Below are 17,203 nucleotides of genomic sequence, written 5' to 3'. Positions count from 1 at the left end.
CGGAGGATTATGGGATGACGAAAAAGGAACTTCTGCAATATGTGGATGAGCATAGCGAAGAATTGATAAGGCTTGTATCGGAACTGATTCAGATAAAAAGCGAAAATCCTACGGGCACCCAGAGGGATGTGATTGATTATGTGGAAGCATTTCTTGGGGAAGCAGGGATCGGGTTTAAAGAGACCGGGTGTAATCCGGATTATCCCTGCATAGTAGCAGGGATCGGCAGTGAGGCAGGTTTTTCCATGATTATAAACGGTCATGTGGATGTAGTGCCTGCGGGTGACTTAAGCCAGTGGGATTTTGATCCCTTTTCCGGTGAGATCACAGAGACCCAGATATTAGGAAGAGGGACCTCTGATATGAAAGCAGGGGTGGCCGGTGTACTTTTTGCCCTTTCCCTTTTGGCAAGGGAGCGTGTTCCGCTAAAAGGGAACATCAGGCTCCACATTGTTTCCGATGAGGAAAGCGGAGGGCAGTTCGGAACCCAGTGGCTGTGTACCAACGGGTATGCGGATCATGCCGATGCCTGTCTGGTGGCGGAGCCAACATCCATGAATACCATTGAGATCGGACAAAAGGGAGGGCTTCTTTTGACCTTGAAGGCCTATGGAAAATCGGCTCATGGAAGCCTGGGGAATTATAAGGGAGAGAATGCCATTTTAAAATTATCAAATGTCCTTCCCCATGTTTCCCTGTTAACGGAAATAGAGGGACATTTTACAGAAAGGCAGCAAAAGCCTTTAAGGGACTCCCAGATGCTGGCAGAGAAAGAAAACAGCATTCCCGGATTAGGGAGGGTCATCGATCATGTGACCACAAATGTAGGCCTTATAAAAGGAGGAACCAGGCACAATATGGTTCCTGATTATTGTGAGGCAACTGTGGATGTGCGGCTGCCAATCGGAGTCCGCAAAGAAGAAATCGAAGAGGCTTTAGAACGGATTATGGAGGCCAGCGGAGCGGAGGGGGTGGAGTACGAGCTTCATTATAAGAGCGAAGCCAATTACACCGACCATGAAGCTCCCATTGTTCTGGCATTTAAGAAGAATGCAGAAGAATTATTGGGAAAAGAGGTCATACCTGCCTACCAGTGGGCATCAAGCGATGCAAGAGATTACCGGTTGATTGGAATTCCCACCATCCAGTTCGGCCCTTCCAATACGTTAGGGATTCATTCCTATAATGAAACGGTCCAGATTCAGGACGTGATTACGGCAGCCAAAACTTATATAGGGGCCATTTGTGATCTTATGGAGGTTCGGTAAAACACCCCGCGGGCAGCCGCCAGGGTTAGGCTCACCTGACCTTTGCCCGCTGCTTTCGCGAGAATAAATTTTTGGAGGATTCGCAATGTTGATGAAGCAATTGATAGAGGTACATGACTTACTTGACAGCAGCTATGCCAACGGAAAGGCGGCCATGGAGTATTTAAAAACCATCAGGCCGGATGCTGACGTGGAAGTGTATACCTTGGAGGGACAAAAGGGAAAAACCGATATGATTAAGGTAAGGATTCCAGGAGTGAGAGGAAAGGGAAAGGGATTAGATGCCCCGACCATCGGCTTGCTGGGAAGGCTGGGAGGCTTAGGAGCCAGACCGGAGAGGATCGGTTTTGTTTCCGACGGCGACGGGGCCCTTATCGCCTTATCCTTAGCGGCGAAGCTGCTGGACATGCAGAACAAGGGAGACTATCTGGATGGCGATGTTTTTATATCCACCCATATTTGTCCGGATGCACCCACCAGAGAGCACAAGCCGGTTCCGTTTATGGATTCCCCGGTCAATATGGCACAGGTGAATCAGGAAGAGGTAACGGAGGAGCTGGATGCCATTTTATCTGTTGATACCACAAAGGGAAACAGGATCATCAACAACAGAGGCTTTGCCGTCTCCCCTACCGTAAAGGGAGGATACATATTGCGGGTTTCCGAGAGCATTTTGGATCTGATGCAGACAACAACAGGAAAATTGCCTTATGTATACGCCCTTTCCCAACAGGATATTACGCCTTATGGAAACGGGCTGTATCATTTAAACAGCATTCTCCAGCCTGCAACCGCCACAAAAGCGCCTGTGATCGGAGTTGCAATAACCACAGAGACTCCGGTCGCAGGCTGTGCAACCGGTGCGACCCATATCACGGATTGTGAAGAGGCAGCAAGATTTATGCTGGAGGTTGCAAAGGCCTACGGCCGGAGAGAATGCAGTTTCTACGATGAGAGGGAATTTGAGAGGATCCAGTATTTGTATGGAACTATGGAACACTTTCAAACGTTGGGCACAGGAAACGAATGCGACGATGATGCCTAGGATTTAAGTGTTTTTCAGCAGCTCCCAGGCGCAGATTCCCAAATACAGACGGAAGATATCTTCAATGGAAGTGATATCGCTGCACAGAAGCTTTCTGATGGAGGATAACCGGGCAGTTAAGGTATTCCTGTGGATGAAAAGCTTTTGGGCAGTTTCAGTCAGGCTTAGGGAATTTTCCAAATACGCCTTAAGGGTTGCAAGAAGCTCGCTTTTATTATCCAAATCATAGATAGCAAGGGTGCTGACGGTATCCTCGTATATTTTTTCCCTTTCATAAGAGGTCAGCTGGTTTAAAAGATGAAATGCAAACTGCCTGGTATAAGAATGAATGAGGGCGGTTTGATCGGAGGCGGTCTGCAGGTGCAATGTCTGCAGGCTTTCTTCATATGCCTTTGCAATGGCAGCGCAGGAGGTATGGCAGCGGCTGATGCCCAGTCTGAAAAAGGTTTGATAATCCTTTAAATAATCCGATAGCTGAAGGGCAGCCTGATCGGACAGCGAGAGCGCTTCCACATTTGGCGTCTGCTTCGGATACAGGAGAAAAATAACAATACGGTTTTCGTTGTGGCATAAGAAATATTTATGGCCCAGATGGATCAGCCCCTGGTTTACTGCATGGTAGAGGCCGCGGAAAAGCTTGCTTTCCTTTGACTGGCATTCCAGGGTGATACAAACCTTTTTTAAGTCACTGGGAAAGGAATAAGCATCGCAAACCACCCGTATTTCATCAATGGACTTATTTTTAATGTCTGTAAGCATATAGAAAAAAGAATCATAATAATTTTTTTGGGAAAAGGCTCTGCTCTGAATCTGCATGGAGGTGAGCTCCAGCGCGAGAACGGAGAATATCTGCTTAAGGATTTCCATGGTGGTGGTGTCGATTTCTTTTTTGGTGACATCAATACATAAGTAATGCTTGTTGTCGGGTAGCAGAAAGGTATGAAAGGTAAGGAGCGTGTCATTGCAGTAAAAATTGCATTTTCTGGAGTGCTCTTTTGGTGTTTTCTCCGGCAGAGAATTTAAGGGCTGAACCTGCAATTTGTGAATTTGGGAAAAATCCCCGTATTCCTTGGGTGGAATGCAGTAATATATGGGAAAATCAGAAGTTGTGGTTATCATTGTCATGGAATTGGTATAATTGGATATCCGCTCAAGCATTTTCATAATTCCTTCTTTATTAAAGAAGGATTCGTGAAATTTTTCCGCCTCCTTAAGGATGAATTGCTGCCTTAAAATTTTCTGCTCAATAAGATTTTCGTTTACTATATTTATAATGTTGGAATAACCATGATAAAAAGGCACCGAAACAAGCGCAAGTCCATACTTGGCGGCCTCTTCGATCAGGGAGTCGGGAATCCTGTCAAAAAAACGTTTGACTTTAATGCAGAAAGCAGTACAGTCAATGGCATGGAGATCCGCAATTATTTTTTTCTGGATTTCAAAATCATTATAAAAGATGTAACCCGTTGTAAGAACGATTTCATTCTTTTTGATCCACTTTACACCGTCAGGATTATCAAGCACGCTGATACCGGTGATGGTTTTATGAAGAGCTTCATCTTCTCCAATGAATTCCAGATTATCTATGGGGGTTTCATATAAAAACCATCCAAGGGTCAAGGGAGGATATTTCATTTCATGCTCCTTTTCATTCGAAACAAAAATTAACCGGGTATATTAACTATTTTTGACAATCATAGCATTGACTGTTTTACTTGACAAGTTAATCTTGTTTTTTTATAGAAAGCCTTATATAATAATGGAAAATAAAATGCGGTTGGAAAGGCGGATCAATAGTTATGATACAAGACTTTACAATTCACACATTCCTTGAAAAATTATCTTCAAAAAGCCCAACGCCGGGCGGCGGCGGAGCGGCGGGCCTTGGCGGCGCCATAGGGGCGGCTTTGGGGGAAATGGTGGTGAACTTAACCCTTGGTAAAAAGCGGTATGCCGATGTGGAAGAAGAAATGCAGTCATTCCTTGAAAAGCTGGAAACTTTAAAAAGCGAATTTTTAAGGCTTGCAGATGAAGACGAAGTTGTATTTGTCCCCTTGGCGGCGGCATACGGCCTTCCAGCCGTCACGGTGGAAGAAAAAAAACATAAGGAGGAAGTCCTGGAAACTCATTTACTTGCTGCTACCCTGGTTCCTCTCATGGTCATGGAGCGGGCCCTTGAAACTCTTGATATCATGGAGATTCTGGCAGAAAAGGGAAGCCGCCTGGCTGTCAGTGACGTAGGTGTTGGTGTGCAGTTCGTACGTTCTGCCCTGCTGGGAGCCAAGATGAATGTTTCCATCAATACAAAATCCATGAAGCAGCGGGAAAAAGCCGGGCAGCTTCAGGATCGGGCGGATAAACTGGCAGAGGATGGGATCGGAAAGGCAGATACCATTTATGCAAGAGTAGAAGCAGCATTAAAGGCAGAATAAAGAGGAGGAAAACTGACGTGATAACCTTAAAGGGTGCAGCCGTGTCTGCAAAAATCAAGGAACAGGTGGAAGAGCTTTTGACCGGCTTAAAAGGAAGGACTCCAAAGCTTGCCATTGTGCGTGTGGGAGAACGTCCCGACGACTTATCCTATGAGCGGGGAGCTTTAAAAAAGATGGAAAGCTTCGGCCTGGAGGGAGAAAGCTATCCATTCTCCCAGGACATAACCGATGAAGCGTTTAAGGAAGAGTTTGCAAAAATCAATGATGATCAGGACATTGACGGCATACTTCTCCTGCGCCCTCTGCCAAAGCAGATAAAAGAAAAAGACATTGAGCATATGATTCATCCGGAAAAGGATTTAGATGGCATATCTCCTGAAAATATCGCAAAAGTATTTGCCGGAGATGATACGGGATTTGCACCATGTACGGCAGAGGCAGTTGTGGAGGTCTTAAAGGCCAATGATATCCCTCTGACCGGAAAGCGGGTGGCCATCGTGGGCAGAAGCATGGTAGTAGGGCGTCCCTTATCCATGCTGATGCTAAAAGAAAATGCAACGGTCACCATCTGCCACACCCGCACGGAAAACCTAAAGGAAACCTGTAAAAATGCACAGATCCTTGTGGCTGCTGCAGGGCGGGCCAGGATGGTGGATGCCTCATTTGTAGGAGCGGATGCCGTAGTGGTGGATGTGGGGATCAATGTGGATGAAAATGGGAAGCTTTGCGGTGATGTGGATTTTGATTCCTTGGAAGGGACCGCCTCCATGGCAACTCCTGTACCAGGAGGTGTAGGAGCGGTGACAACGGCTGTGCTTGCCAGGCATCTGGTGTTGGCGGCCCTTAAAAAATAAAATATGAAATAATGGGAGCCATTGCAAAATAGATCGACCATCTATGGAGCAATGGCTCCTTTAAAGGAAAATTAAAGAGACACCTGAAAGATAGTAAGACTGTATGGTAAAAATGAAACAAGCGGCATGGGAGTTTCCGACACCTTTCATGCCGCTTGTTTTTATGGAAGCATACTTACCCATTTACGGCCTGGCGCTTCACCTGTCCAATGGCTCCCAACACGGGAGGGAAATACAGAATTACAACGGTCAGGATCAGTTCCGGCAGGATATAGGTAGCATTATAGCCCAGAGTATAAACCATAGGGTTCATGCCTTCCGGTGCATAGGAAGCAAAAAAGATATAGCCTGAAACCACATGGCATAAGTAACGGCCCACGACACCCGCCACATACCCGGTCACAAGACCGTGTTTTTTGTTTCTGAACAGCCCGGAAAGCCCCAAAGCTCCAAAAGCTAAGGGATAGTCAAGAAGAACCTGGAGGGGAGCAAATATATAGGGCTCTGTTATAAACTGTAAAATCCCGTAGGCCACACCGGTCATGATCCCGGCCCTTACGCCGTAAACATAGCCGATCAGGCAGATGAACAGCATGGAAAACAAGGTGACGGAACCGCCGAAAGGAAGGGAGGCAATTTTAATAAAGGAAGTTACCATTGCCAGCGCCATGGCGCCTGCGCAGTAAACCAGCTGGCGGGTCTGCAGCTTTTGAGATTTGGAAGACGATCTGCCCAGAAGATGCAGGATGAAAATCATTGCAGCAAGCAGAATGATCACCAGCAAGTATCCGGCCGGCTTTAATAGGTACTCTTCGTTTTCCGCAGAGTAAGTTAGAAAAAATGACATAAAAAATCCTCCTTTGTGTGCGCAGGAGGGGACTACTGTTGCTTCCTTACGCCGGCATTATCCGGTTCAAGTAGTGAGGGTTCGGTTTCTCCGATCTCAGCCAAAGGCTCCCCTAGCGTGTGTAATTTATATAATTTTGTTGTGAGTATAGCGCAAAACAGAAGGCTTGTCAAGCCATATCAAGTGATGCTGCAGTTCGGATATGGCATTCAGCATTTGCATAATTTGTGCTTAGTGACCAGGCTAAAAGGCGCAAATCATACAACTGTTTCTGCATCGCTGATTGGTAACCAAATTGTAAATTCAGTATAAAAATGCAAATAAAGCACATTCTAGTGAAAGACGGACATATCCGTTTGATTCATTCTATACAAATTGGAGATACGGAGGTTGTTTTAATGACAGGCTTTATTATAGCTCTTATATCCGGGGCGCTTATGAGCATACAGGGAGTTTTTAATACGGGAGTGACAAAGCAGACCAGTATGTGGGTATCTACAGGCTGGGTACAGCTTACCGCATTTTTGACCTGCATTATTCTGTGGTATTTCTCCGGCAAGGAAAACATTTCCGGCCTATTTGATGTACAGCCCAAGTACCTGTTGATTGGCGGCGTTATGGGTGCATTTATTACCTATACGGTAGTAAGGAGTATGGGGACCCTGGGTCCGGCCAAGGCAGCTTTGATAATTGTAATTTCCCAGATCATTGTGGCTTACGCCATAGAGCTGTTTGGCTTATTCGGCGTTGAAAAGGTAGGATTTGAATGGAAAAAGCTGATCGGTGCAGTTGTTGCCATCATCGGAATCATGATATTTAATTAATTTGGAAATAGTGCTTGTATTTACCTATTTCTTTAGGTAGAATAATAACATAGGCTGAAGATGGTATCCTTTTTTGAGAAATTTTGTAAAAGGAGGGATATCATGAAGTACCAGAAAGTTAAAATCATCCTTATAGCCCTGTGTGTTTTAGGGGCGGGTGTATGTTACGGCTTGAGCAAAAGCCAGGAGGCCCGCAGGCCAGGAATTTCCTTGTCAGAGGAATCGGCTTTTCATTCCGGAGAAAATATTACCGGAATTGGGGCAGCAGGTGATGGCAGGTCAGGGGATGGCGGGTCGACAGGAACCGGCGCTTTGGAAGCAGACGGTGTTAAGTCAGTTACCGGCGGGACCGGTCCGGCTGCTTTAGAGGCGGCAGAGGGCAGCTTAGGAAGTGCAGGAGAGGAAACGGTCCTGCCTTTCTATGTACATATCTGTGGAGAAGTTGTTTCTCCCGGTGTTTATGAGCTTAAAGAAGGAAGCCGGGTTTTTCAGGCAATCGAGAAAGCAGGCGGAGTCACAGACCAGGCTGCGGCAGAATATTTAAATATGGCGGAGCAGGTCAAGGACGGCATGAAGATCGTGGTCCCTGGCAAGGAAGAGGTGGAAGCGGCGAAAGCCCGGGGAGAATTTTCCTTACAGGCAGAAGCTTCATCCAACGTACAAAAAACCAAGGTGAATTTAAATACAGCCACAAAAGAGGAGCTGATGACCCTTCGGGGAGTCGGAGAAGCCAAGGCAAACGATATCCTTAAGTATCGGGAGAGCCACGGCGGATTTCAGAAGATCGAGGATATCATGAAGATATCCGGCATCAAAGATGCGGCGTTCCAAAAAATAAAAGAAGATATCACAGTTTGAAATAGAGGACAGAGGTGTAGTATGGCAAGCGTTTTAGTAGTTGATGATGAAAAACTCATCGTAAAAGGAATGAGATTCAGTCTGGAACAGGACGGTATGGAAGTGGACTGTGCCTATGATGGAGAGGAAGCCATTAATTTCGCAAAGCAGAAAGAGTATGATGTGGTCCTTTTGGATGTCATGCTTCCCAAATATGACGGATATGAGGTGTGTCAGGCCATTCGGGAATTTTCCGAGATGCCCATTATTATGCTGACGGCAAAGGGCAATGATATGGATAAAATCCTGGGTCTGGAATACGGCGCCGACGATTATATTACAAAGCCCTTTAACATTCTTGAGGTAAAGGCCAGGATCAAAGCAATCTTGCGCCGGAATTCAAAGAAGAACAAGCGGGATAACCAGGAAGACAGCCAGGTGATAAAAGAAGGCGATTTAAAGCTGGACCGGGACAGCAGGAGAGTGTTTATTGCTGAGAAAGAGATCAATTTAACGGCAAAGGAGTTTGACCTTTTAGAACTTCTTACCTGCAATCCGGGCAAGGTTTACAGCAGGGAACAGCTGCTTACTTACGTATGGGGAAATAAGGCTATGGATACGGGGGATGTCCGCACGGTAGACGTTCATGTAAGGCGTCTTCGGGAGAAGATCGAACCAAGTCCAAGTGATCCTAAATATGTGCATACCAAGTGGGGCGTAGGATATTATTTCTGCAAGCAATGAGCAAGGCGCGGGAATGCAAGCATTCCTGCATCAGTAATGCTGCGGGGTATTTGATCTCTGCGTTCAGAAAAAGAAAGAGGAGGATTTCCAACGGGAGACCGGGGAAGTCCGCCTTTTCTTTAAATTTTGGGAAAGAAAAAACCATGGATCAGGATTAAATTTGGAAGTGGGGATACAACAGGATGGATTACAGCATCAGAAAAGTGAGAAATGAAGATTTGGACCGGGTGGTGGAAGTGGAGGCTCTCTGTTTTCCTCCGGAAGAGGCGGCAGGACGGGAAGCCCTTGAGCAGAGGATCAATCTTTTTCCTGAAAGTTTCCTAGTGGCAGAGCGTTCCGACGGGAAGATCATCGGTTTTATTAATGGCTGCGCTACAGATGGGAATACTATCTGTGATGAAATGTTTGAGAAAGTGGATTTTCATGATCCGGATGGCGCTTACCAAAGCGTGTTTGGACTTGATGTTATAAAAGAGTGGAGGGGACAAGGAGTTGCCGCCGCTCTTATGAACCGTTTTATAGAAGAAGCAGCCAAAAGAGGCAGGAAAGGAATGATCCTGACCTGCAAGGACAGGCTGATTCATTATTACGAAAAATTCGGATACCGGAACATGGGAGTATCCGGGTCTGTGCACGGAGGAGCTATCTGGTATGATATGCGGCTCGATTTTATGGATACAGGGAAGTGAGGCACCTTCAGTATGAAAAAAAGCCCCCAGGGAGAGCGGTGGAGACGGCTTGACAATACGGCAAAGATATTTCCGGTCATAGCCAGTGAGAATTTAAGCAATGTATTCCGGATTTCAGCAATTTTAAAGGAAGAGGTGGATCCGGGAACCCTGCAGCGGGCACTGGAAGAAATTCTTCCTCAGTTTGAGGGATTTTCAGTGAGGCTGCGGAGGGGATTTTTCTGGTATTATTTTGAAAACAACAAGAGGATGCCAGTCATTGAACGGGAAACGACGTATCCTTGCAAATATATTGATCCTCACAGCAACCAGCTTTTTTTGTTCAGGGTCACTTATTTTAACAGGCGGATCAATCTGGAGGTATTCCATGCAGTCACAGACGGTCTGGGAGCGGTGAATTTTTTAAAGGCCCTGGTTTACCGGTATCTGGATATTAACCAAGATTCCAGGACCGGCCACCATTCACCTCAGAAAATATCGTCGGATGTTTCCATGAATGTAGAGGACAGCTACGTCCGCCATTATAAAAAGACCGAAAAGCGCAAATACAGCTCCAGAAAGGCCTATCATCTGACAGGGGAAGCCCTTACTCTTGATGAGGAAAATGTTCTCCATGGTTACGTAGACTTAAAGATGCTGAAAACGGCTGCCAAAAGCTATGGGGTCAGCATCACCAGATTTTTAACGGCCGCCCTGATCTGGGCTATTTATCAGGAATATCTTGGGGGAAAACCCTGTGAGAAATCCATCGGTATCAGCATACCCATTAATTTGAGGACTTTTTTCGGTTCCGAGACAACCGCTAATTTTTTTGCTGTGACGCTCATTGACTTTTTATCCACCAGTGAGGAACACACCTTTTCAGAGGTACTGGAAGCGGTGAGCAGGCAGATGGATATAAAGATCACAAAGGAAAAGATGGAGCAGATCATTTCCTACAATGTTTCCAATGAAAAGAAATGGTATTTGCGGGCTGCCCCCCTTTTTGTAAAATGGTGTGTTTTAAATCTGATCTTCCGGAAAAATGATAAAGCCTACACCATGACTCTTTCCAATATCGGTCCCATAGAAATAGAAGAGGATTATAGAAAAGAGATTGAGAGATTTTCTTTAATGATCGGCGTTTCAAGGAGACAGCCTATGAAGTGTGCGGTCTGTTCCTATGGGGAAGAGGTGATTGTGACTTTTACTTCTGTGTTTCAGGACACCAGACTTCAGGACCGTTTTTTTAGTTTTCTAAAAGAAATGGAAATCCCGGTGAGCCTTGAGAGCAACGGCGTTCCGGATAGCCGGGACAATCTAGGCACGTATCCCCAGATCCGGTATGACCGGGAACGGCTTAAGAAGCTGTCAGTCGTTTTCTATGGATTGATAATTTTTGTGGGGGCGGTTCTTGGGCTTATTAATTATGCTACCTATTCCGGCTCCTTGTGGTCCATCATTGCCATCGGTCTTATGGCTTATACGGCTCTAACGGTTGAATACTCCATTTTACGCCATGCGAATCTGGCATCAAAGATCCTTTTGCAGACGGTGGCGGCGCAGGTGCTTTTAGTGGCCCTGGACCATTCCAGGGGCTATAATGGCTGGTCCGTGAATTACGGGATTCCAAGCACCATTCTGTTCGCGGATCTGTCGGTGGTCTTTCTGATACTGGTGAACCGTATGAACTGGCAGAGCTATTTTATGTATCAGATTGCTGTTACGGTGTTCAGCTTTATTCCTTTGATTTTATGGGCGACCGGTCTTCTAACCAGACCGCTTCTGGCCCTGATTACTGTGACGGTAACAGTGATCATTCTGGCCGTTACCATAGTGCTTGGAGATAGAAGTGTGAAAACAGAACTGAAAAGACGGTTTCATGTGTAGAAAGGTGCTGGAAAAGGAGGGGGTCGTTGATGAGTCGAAGAAAAGTAAGCGTACGAGGAAATCTGGTGAGGGATATGATGCAGAATGTAATGGAAACTTCGCTGAAACAGCCTATCCGGACCGGAGAGCTGAGGAAAAATCCGGTGGAGCCAGCCTGGGTCCGACCGGCGGGATATGAATACGAAATCATAGAGCTTGGGCATTTGAAAATGGAGTATCTGCGCCCCGTGGGAGTGGTGACGGAGCGGGTGATCCTACAGCTTCACGGCGGCGGTTACATCGGGCCGATGAAGAACATCTACCGGAGATTTGCCGTCCGTTATTCCAAGCTAAGCTACGGCGGGGACGTTTTGACCCTTGATTACCGGGTGGCTCCGGAACATCCCTTTCCGGCTGCTTTGGAGGATGCAGTGGCGGCTTATCAATGGCTTCTTGAGGAAAAGGGGTACCGGCCGGAGCATATTGTGGTGGCCGGGGATTCTGCCGGAGGCGGATTAAGTCTGGCGTTAGGGCTGTATTTGAAAGATCATGGAATTGCCCTTCCCGGAGGGTTTATCACCATGTCTGCCTGGACGGATTTAACCAACAGCGGGGAGAGCCATAAGTCTAATTATGAGATTGATCCTCTGTTTGGAAATTCTACGGATAACATGCTTTACAACTCGGATTATATCGGTGAAGAGGACCCGGGCCTTCCTTATATTTCTCCGGTGTTCGGGGAATATGAAGGATTTCCTCCTGTTCTCATGCAGGTGGGAAGCTATGAGGTGCTTTTGAGTGATACATTGACTGTGGCGGATAAGTTAAAAAATGCGGGAGTGAAGAGACGGGTTTCCGTTTATGAGGGGATGTTTCATGTATTTCAGATGGGACTGGACCTAATCCCCGAGAGCCGGGATGCCTGGGACGAGGTGGAATCGTTTATACGTATTATTTTTAATATCAATGTCAAGCCCGATGGGAAAGTGGTGCGGAAGGTGAAAACAGAGCACACAAAGCCGGCAAGAGATATCGTTAAGCTTCTCATTGCCATGATGAAGAAAGAACTGGATGCATAAGGAGATACCAATGAAAATTACTCTGGTAACTGTGGGTAAAATAAAGGAGAAGTTTTATACAGATGCCATCGGGGAATACAGTAAAAGATTGAGCCGCTACTGCAAGCTGGATATCGTGCAGGTGGCCGATGAAAAGACGCCGGACTCTGCCAGTGAGGCAGCCATGAGACAGATAAAGGAGAAGGAAGGGGACAGAATCCTTTCATCCATTAAGGACGGTGCCTATGTGATTGCGCTGGCTATTGACGGGGTAATGCTGGATTCGGCCCAGCTGTCAGAGAAAATCAACGGGCTTGGAATCGGAGGAGTGAGTCAGATTGTTTTTGTGATTGGAGGATCTTTGGGGCTTTCTGATGCTGTTTTAAAGAGGGCGGATTACAGGCTTAGCTTTTCTAAGATGACGTTTCCCCATCAGCTTATGAGAGTTGTTTTGCTGGAGCAGATTTATCGGAGTTATCGGATTATTAGTGGGGAACCGTATCATAAGTAAGGGTAAAAAATGTGGGGAGGACAGGAAGGGTAAACAGTGTAAATGTTGGATTGAAGAATCCCATGGAGGGCTATTTAGCCGTGTGTTGGCAAGGGGATGAGGCAGCGTGATCTGTATTATCCATTAATACTCTGCACAGCTTTTTCATTATTATTTATTAAATAGGTTGTATTTGTCCTAGAATTAGCATATAATTAAAGTAGAGGTGATAATTATGATGATAAATACAGATACACTAGTAGCTATGACAGATGCGAATCAAAATTTTTCCAAAGTGACCCATGTTGTTGACGAGAATGGTATGGCAGTGATACTGAAAAACAATAAGCCGAGATATGTGGTGGTGGATTTTGATGAATACGAAATAATTAATAAAATCAGAGCTGCCAGAACGCTTAAAGTAGAGCAAGTAGCAGACCAGTTAATCGAAGAAAATATGGAAGCATTTATGGAGCTGGCAAAATGATAATACTTACGATTGATGAAATCATCCAGATACATTCAAAGCTGATATTAAAAACTGGTGGTTTGGATGGAATCCGTGATAAAGGATTACTGGAATCAGCAGTTTTTAGTATTTCTAATGGGTTTGACGATATAGAAATTTATCCGACAATTGAAGAAAAAGCTGCTAGGATGGCTTTTGGAATTGTCAACAACCATGCTTTTTTGGATGGGAATAAGCGTATAGGTATATTAGTCATGCTAATGACATTAAAGTTAAATAAGGTAGTTATTAATTATTCGCAATATGAGTTGATTCAGTTGGGGCTGGGAGTTGCCAGCGGAAAGCTTGGCTACAATGAAATACTGAACTGGATTAACGGTCATAAATCATAGCACTTGACACTTTGCCCTTCCCCTTTAATGGAGAACCGTATCATAAATAAGGACGAATCATCTGGGCAGTGCAGGTAAGGTATATAATATAAGAGTTGGATTAAAATATCCCATCGGGGCTTGTAATGGCTTCGATGGGATTATTTTTTACTCCTATTTGTGTCAGGATTGATATTCTTGTCTTGTTTCTGTTATTGATCGCACGATATTAGTGAAATCAAATGTGCTGGAACCTCGCAACTGTTATATTATTACAAAAACAGGTGTAGGATTATGGCTGTCTTATAATCAAGAAGAGAGGCATTTTTTAAACCAGATACTAAATGAAGTGAATTGCAGTTCACCTATGAACCCTGAAATGCGTAAGTTTTATGTCGCATATGAGGACATATGGTAACTGACCCAGTATTTAATGGCATTTTAGTGCAGAAATCATAAATATGGTTGTCAAACCGTGGCCTTTTTTATATAATTAACAGTAGAACTATGTTAATTTTTAAACAAGATATTCAGGGGGTTTTACATGAATTTACCACAGTTATATTATTTCCTGAAACTGGCGGAACTTCAGCATTACACCAAGGCCGCAAAGGAACTGTATATATCCCAGCCCTCCTTAAGTGATTCCATTGCTTCTATGGAACAGGAGTTGGGGATTTCCTTGTTCCAGAAGAAAGGGCGTAATGTGAAGCTAACAAAATACGGACAGGAATTTTACGTTCATGTGTCTCAGGCTTTGAACGAATTGGAGCGTGGGATTGCCTCTATGAAGCGTCACTCCGGACAGATCGGCGGTGTCATTGATGTGGGCTGTATTCCCACACTTGTAGGGGATTTTCTGCCTACTGCAATCCAGAATTATATGAGGAAAGGCGTCCAGACAAAATTTAATGTATTCCATGGGATGTCGATTGAAGTGGCACAAGGGGTGGCAACCGGTAAATATGATCTGGGATTCTGCTCCATGGTGGCTGATGAACCTGATCTGGTGTTTGTACCGATTATGGCGCAGGAGCTGGTTTTGATCGTCAATGATACCCATCCTCTTGCAGACAGGCAGGAGATATGCCTCAGCGATTTGAAGGACTATAAACTTACTACATACCGGGACTCCATCCCCATAGGAAAATTAGTTCGGGGGCTCCTGAGTAAACATGGAGTGGAAGCCACCTTTTCCTACGATGATGAAATCTCCATCGGCGGTGTCATCTCCGAGAATCAGCTGGCTGCCATCGTTGCCCGGACTCCGTTTTTAAAACAGTTTGACAACTTGGTACTCATTAAACTGACCGATGTTCCTCCAGATACGCGCCTGATTTATATGACCTACAGTAAAAAGAATTTTATATCCTCTGCCGTTGAGGCATTTGCAGATTTTATTGTGGCCCATGAAATGAATCTGCCATAAGCTTCCGTCAGGATGCAAAAGATGGCGCCGTCTTTTAGATGGCGCCATCTTTTGCATGGAAACACGTTCTATTTGGCAATACATTTAGAATACAACCCCTGCAGTAGCCAAAAGGGCAATGATGAATCCTGCTGCAAACGCCGGAATGATGGTACCCAGGATGATATGCTTATAGCTTTCTTTCAGGCTGCAGCCGCAGATAGACATGGTCAGGATCGCAACGGAAGAGTTGGGCAGCTTATTTAAGATTAAAGCTGACTCTGTAACGATACGGTGCAAAGCCTGGATATTGACACCCATGTCTACAAATGCCTGGCCAAAACTTTCCATGAAGATCGTCTCACCGGAGATAGCGGAGCCGGTCAGACCGGTCAGGACCGTTGTGCCAAAGAAAGCTTTTAAATATGCCGGCATATTCATAGCGAGTACTGCCTGCTGGAGATTCTGAAAGGCAGGAGAAGCACTCAGGACCTTGGAAAGTCCCATGACTGCCGCTACCGTAAGCATGGAATTCAAGCCTGAGCTGCTTCCGGTCTTAATCGATGACTTCATATTTTTGATATGCTTAGATTGTGTGCAGATAATCAAAAGGATACCAAGTACCAGAGAAAACATAATACTGGGTGATGTGCCCCAGCCGGAGGTGATAACCACTGATCCTAAAACCAGGACAAAAGGCAGAACAGAGATAAAAATCCCCGGCAGTTCTTCATTATTTATGGTGCTGCTGTTATCCTTATACATGGCCAGAAGTTCCTCCTGGGTATGGTTCTTATGGCTCTGTTTTTGGGCATAATTAAAATATATGAAATAGCATACCGCCAGAATTCCGGTAAAAATAAATGATAATAAGGGCGCAGAACCAAGGGAAGTGCCTAAGTAATTGCTTGGTAATACATTACAGATATCCAGGGAATATGCAAAACCGTTGGCAGAGGCGCCGCCGCCCAGAAGAAGGAAGGGCAGCACGCGGCGGTCCATATTATTCTGACGCAGCAGGTTATCTGCAATGGGATACAGGACAAACACCATGATATATCCGTTAATGCCAAGCAGGGTAATAAAAAAGGTACAGATCAGGATTACCAATCCCACCATTTTCGTTCCAAGTTTTTCTGTCAGGGTTTTGGCAATTTTTGTAGCAAGCCCAGTCTCCAATACCAGCTGCCCAAAGACTCCCCCAAGTCCAAGAATCAAAAACCATGACGCGACGAAGGCACCTGCCCCGCCGGAGAAGGTAGTGAGAAGCCCTTCTTTAAAGTTCAATCCGCTGGTCACCAGAATAATAGACGCTGTGATCACCGTTGCAGTAATCATATCTATGCCTTTGATAATCATAATGACCAGAAGCGTGATGGCAATTATCAAACCGATCGTAGCTAACATAAGCTTACCTCCAATTTTATATAGTTTTTTAGTGGTTAGAAAGGCGCTGTTTTATGCTTTATCTTTTGCTCCTGACTGCCAATGCGCCGTCATTTTATCAAGCGGAAGATAAACCAGCCCGGTTCCCTTGGTATAGATATAGATCACAAATCCCCGCTTGCATCGGAAAACACATTCCAGGCATGGGTCCTCATCGCAGTATGCGAATGCATCGGTGTCAGCCAGCGCAAATACCACAGGCGGACGTTTTGTTTCAGCTACATATTTTAAATATCCGCCGGTGAATGTCTTTAAATAGATCCACTCCGGCGCGGATTCAGGCTTTTCTGCCTTCCAGAAAACCTGTACGGCATTGTCATTGTAACCGCCGGTGATCTGGTAACTGACCTTTATTTTATTTTCTGCCTGTTCCGGGGGGTATGGGACCAGGTGTTCTGCTTTATGCTGGCAGCAAAGAATCTCTTTTTCCTCCAAAGCCTTCTCTCCGGTGACCGGGAACAGGGTCTTGCATTCCGCACAACGATAAAATACAACCTCCGGGCATTGGCCTGCCAGTGGTTTTCTTGTATCACGGCATCTTCTTGGTCCGAATTTCTGTTCTGTCATAGCCAG

18 protein-coding genes and 1 riboswitch are annotated in these 17,203 nt (G+C 45.4%); of the genes, 14 read left to right on the top strand and 4 right to left on the bottom strand.

Annotated features, from left to right (window positions below):
• Window positions 1–14 precede the first annotated feature (14 nt).
• Together AC27IJ_RS14370 and AC27IJ_RS14365 are read left to right on the top strand one after the other, a co-directional pair.
• A complete protein-coding gene (locus AC27IJ_RS14370; RefSeq protein WP_487149458.1) occupies window positions 15–1,268 on the top strand; it encodes a M20 family metallopeptidase in 1,254 nt (417 codons plus the stop codon).
• Between the two features lie 85 nt (window positions 1,269–1,353).
• Window positions 1,354–2,313: a DUF1177 domain-containing protein gene (locus tag AC27IJ_RS14365; RefSeq protein ID WP_487149456.1), complete on the top strand. Its 960-nt coding sequence runs from the start codon at window positions 1,354–1,356 to the stop codon at window positions 2,311–2,313.
• Between the two features lie 3 nt (window positions 2,314–2,316).
• Here the strand turns inward: AC27IJ_RS14365 and AC27IJ_RS14360 are convergent, their stop codons facing one another.
• On the bottom strand, window positions 2,317–3,948 hold the full coding sequence (locus tag AC27IJ_RS14360) for a PucR family transcriptional regulator (RefSeq protein ID WP_312445170.1): 1,632 nt from the start codon (window positions 3,946–3,948) through the stop codon (window positions 2,317–2,319).
• Between the two features lie 164 nt (window positions 3,949–4,112).
• Between AC27IJ_RS14360 and AC27IJ_RS14355 the strand changes: the two genes are divergently transcribed.
• Together AC27IJ_RS14355 and AC27IJ_RS14350 are read left to right on the top strand one after the other, a co-directional pair.
• Complete coding sequence (locus AC27IJ_RS14355; protein WP_312445172.1) at window positions 4,113–4,745, top strand: cyclodeaminase/cyclohydrolase family protein; 633 nt, start codon at window positions 4,113–4,115, stop codon at window positions 4,743–4,745.
• A gap of 17 nt (window positions 4,746–4,762) precedes the next feature.
• Window positions 4,763–5,599: a bifunctional 5,10-methylenetetrahydrofolate dehydrogenase/5,10-methenyltetrahydrofolate cyclohydrolase gene (locus AC27IJ_RS14350; protein ID WP_487149453.1), complete on the top strand. Its 837-nt coding sequence runs from the start codon at window positions 4,763–4,765 to the stop codon at window positions 5,597–5,599.
• A gap of 175 nt (window positions 5,600–5,774) precedes the next feature.
• Here AC27IJ_RS14350 and thiT read toward each other — a convergent pair whose 3' ends face one another.
• A complete protein-coding gene (gene thiT, locus AC27IJ_RS14345; RefSeq protein ID WP_312445176.1) occupies window positions 5,775–6,446 on the bottom strand; it encodes an energy-coupled thiamine transporter ThiT in 672 nt (223 codons plus the stop codon).
• 26 nt (window positions 6,447–6,472) lie between these two features.
• Window positions 6,473–6,570: riboswitch (TPP riboswitch) on the bottom strand.
• A 274-nt stretch (window positions 6,571–6,844) separates the two neighbouring features.
• Here thiT and AC27IJ_RS14340 point away from each other — a divergent pair.
• From AC27IJ_RS14340 to AC27IJ_RS14295, 10 genes are all read left to right on the top strand, one after another.
• Window positions 6,845–7,270: a DMT family transporter gene (locus AC27IJ_RS14340; RefSeq protein WP_312445178.1), complete on the top strand. Its 426-nt coding sequence runs from the start codon at window positions 6,845–6,847 to the stop codon at window positions 7,268–7,270.
• A 102-nt stretch (window positions 7,271–7,372) separates the two neighbouring features.
• A complete protein-coding gene (locus tag AC27IJ_RS14335) occupies window positions 7,373–8,128 on the top strand; it encodes a helix-hairpin-helix domain-containing protein (protein WP_312502206.1) in 756 nt (251 codons plus the stop codon).
• Between the two features lie 21 nt (window positions 8,129–8,149).
• Window positions 8,150–8,851: a response regulator transcription factor gene (locus AC27IJ_RS14330; RefSeq protein ID WP_312445181.1), complete on the top strand. Its 702-nt coding sequence runs from the start codon at window positions 8,150–8,152 to the stop codon at window positions 8,849–8,851.
• Window positions 8,852–9,033: 182 nt separating this feature from the next.
• A complete protein-coding gene (locus tag AC27IJ_RS14325; RefSeq protein WP_312445182.1) occupies window positions 9,034–9,540 on the top strand; it encodes a GNAT family N-acetyltransferase in 507 nt (168 codons plus the stop codon).
• Window positions 9,541–9,552: 12 nt separating this feature from the next.
• On the top strand, window positions 9,553–11,409 hold the full coding sequence (locus AC27IJ_RS14320; protein ID WP_487149449.1) for a DUF6320 domain-containing protein: 1,857 nt from the start codon (window positions 9,553–9,555) through the stop codon (window positions 11,407–11,409).
• Between the two features lie 29 nt (window positions 11,410–11,438).
• The gene (locus AC27IJ_RS14315; protein WP_312445184.1) at window positions 11,439–12,467 is read left to right on the top strand and encodes an alpha/beta hydrolase; all 1,029 of its coding nucleotides are present in this window, start codon (window positions 11,439–11,441) and stop codon (window positions 12,465–12,467) included.
• 10 nt (window positions 12,468–12,477) lie between these two features.
• Window positions 12,478–12,957 carry a 23S rRNA (pseudouridine(1915)-N(3))-methyltransferase RlmH gene (gene rlmH / locus AC27IJ_RS14310; protein WP_312445186.1) on the top strand — a complete coding sequence of 160 codons (480 nt, stop codon included), beginning with the start codon at window positions 12,478–12,480 and terminating at the stop codon, window positions 12,955–12,957.
• 214 nt (window positions 12,958–13,171) lie between these two features.
• Window positions 13,172–13,423 (top strand): type II toxin-antitoxin system Phd/YefM family antitoxin, encoded by a 252-nt coding sequence (locus AC27IJ_RS14305; protein WP_487149446.1) that lies wholly within the window; start codon window positions 13,172–13,174, stop codon window positions 13,421–13,423.
• Window positions 13,420–13,797, top strand: coding sequence for a type II toxin-antitoxin system death-on-curing family toxin (locus AC27IJ_RS14300; protein WP_487149444.1), 378 nt, complete (start codon window positions 13,420–13,422; stop codon window positions 13,795–13,797). Before AC27IJ_RS14305 ends, AC27IJ_RS14300 begins: the two co-directional genes overlap by 4 nt.
• Before the next feature lie 523 nt (window positions 13,798–14,320).
• Complete coding sequence (locus AC27IJ_RS14295) at window positions 14,321–15,205, top strand: LysR family transcriptional regulator (RefSeq protein ID WP_312445190.1); 885 nt, start codon at window positions 14,321–14,323, stop codon at window positions 15,203–15,205.
• 84 nt (window positions 15,206–15,289) lie between these two features.
• Here the strand turns inward: AC27IJ_RS14295 and AC27IJ_RS14290 are convergent, their stop codons facing one another.
• Together AC27IJ_RS14290 and AC27IJ_RS14285 are read right to left on the bottom strand one after the other, a co-directional pair.
• The gene (locus AC27IJ_RS14290; RefSeq protein ID WP_312445192.1) at window positions 15,290–16,591 is read right to left on the bottom strand and encodes a GntP family permease; all 1,302 of its coding nucleotides are present in this window, start codon (window positions 16,589–16,591) and stop codon (window positions 15,290–15,292) included.
• A 51-nt stretch (window positions 16,592–16,642) separates the two neighbouring features.
• Window positions 16,643–17,197, bottom strand: coding sequence for a hypothetical protein (locus AC27IJ_RS14285; protein WP_312502203.1), 555 nt, complete (start codon window positions 17,195–17,197; stop codon window positions 16,643–16,645).
• Window positions 17,198–17,203 lie beyond the last annotated feature (6 nt).

The organism is Lacrimispora sp. YZC11 (genome assembly GCF_057543815.1).
The sequence above is the reverse complement of the archived record's forward strand: the minus strand, read 5'-3'. Positions and strand labels throughout refer to the sequence as shown.

Excerpts from the sequence above, each read along its gene's own strand:
- AC27IJ_RS14320 (WP_487149449.1), top strand. The coding sequence starts at position 9,553 with ATGAAAAAAAGCCCCCAGGGAGAGCGGTGGAGACGGCTTGACAATACG.
- AC27IJ_RS14355 (WP_312445172.1), top strand. The coding sequence starts at position 4,113 with ATGATACAAGACTTTACAATTCACACATTCCTTGAAAAATTATCTTCA.
- thiT (WP_312445176.1), bottom strand. The coding sequence starts at position 6,446 with ATGTCATTTTTTCTAACTTACTCTGCGGAAAACGAAGAGTACCTATTA.
- AC27IJ_RS14360 (WP_312445170.1), bottom strand. The coding sequence starts at position 3,948 with ATGAAATATCCTCCCTTGACCCTTGGATGGTTTTTATATGAAACCCCC.
- AC27IJ_RS14290 (WP_312445192.1), bottom strand. The coding sequence starts at position 16,591 with ATGTTAGCTACGATCGGTTTGATAATTGCCATCACGCTTCTGGTCATT.
- AC27IJ_RS14365 (WP_487149456.1), top strand. The coding sequence starts at position 1,354 with ATGTTGATGAAGCAATTGATAGAGGTACATGACTTACTTGACAGCAGC.
- AC27IJ_RS14370 (WP_487149458.1), top strand. The coding sequence starts at position 15 with ATGACGAAAAAGGAACTTCTGCAATATGTGGATGAGCATAGCGAAGAA.
- AC27IJ_RS14335 (WP_312502206.1), top strand. The coding sequence starts at position 7,373 with ATGAAGTACCAGAAAGTTAAAATCATCCTTATAGCCCTGTGTGTTTTA.
- AC27IJ_RS14285 (WP_312502203.1), bottom strand. The coding sequence starts at position 17,197 with ATGACAGAACAGAAATTCGGACCAAGAAGATGCCGTGATACAAGAAAA.
- AC27IJ_RS14330 (WP_312445181.1), top strand. The coding sequence starts at position 8,150 with ATGGCAAGCGTTTTAGTAGTTGATGATGAAAAACTCATCGTAAAAGGA.
- AC27IJ_RS14340 (WP_312445178.1), top strand. The coding sequence starts at position 6,845 with ATGACAGGCTTTATTATAGCTCTTATATCCGGGGCGCTTATGAGCATA.
- rlmH (WP_312445186.1), top strand. The coding sequence starts at position 12,478 with ATGAAAATTACTCTGGTAACTGTGGGTAAAATAAAGGAGAAGTTTTAT.
- AC27IJ_RS14325 (WP_312445182.1), top strand. The coding sequence starts at position 9,034 with ATGGATTACAGCATCAGAAAAGTGAGAAATGAAGATTTGGACCGGGTG.
- AC27IJ_RS14305 (WP_487149446.1), top strand. The coding sequence starts at position 13,172 with ATGATGATAAATACAGATACACTAGTAGCTATGACAGATGCGAATCAA.
- AC27IJ_RS14315 (WP_312445184.1), top strand. The coding sequence starts at position 11,439 with ATGAGTCGAAGAAAAGTAAGCGTACGAGGAAATCTGGTGAGGGATATG.
- AC27IJ_RS14295 (WP_312445190.1), top strand. The coding sequence starts at position 14,321 with ATGAATTTACCACAGTTATATTATTTCCTGAAACTGGCGGAACTTCAG.
- AC27IJ_RS14300 (WP_487149444.1), top strand. The coding sequence starts at position 13,420 with ATGATAATACTTACGATTGATGAAATCATCCAGATACATTCAAAGCTG.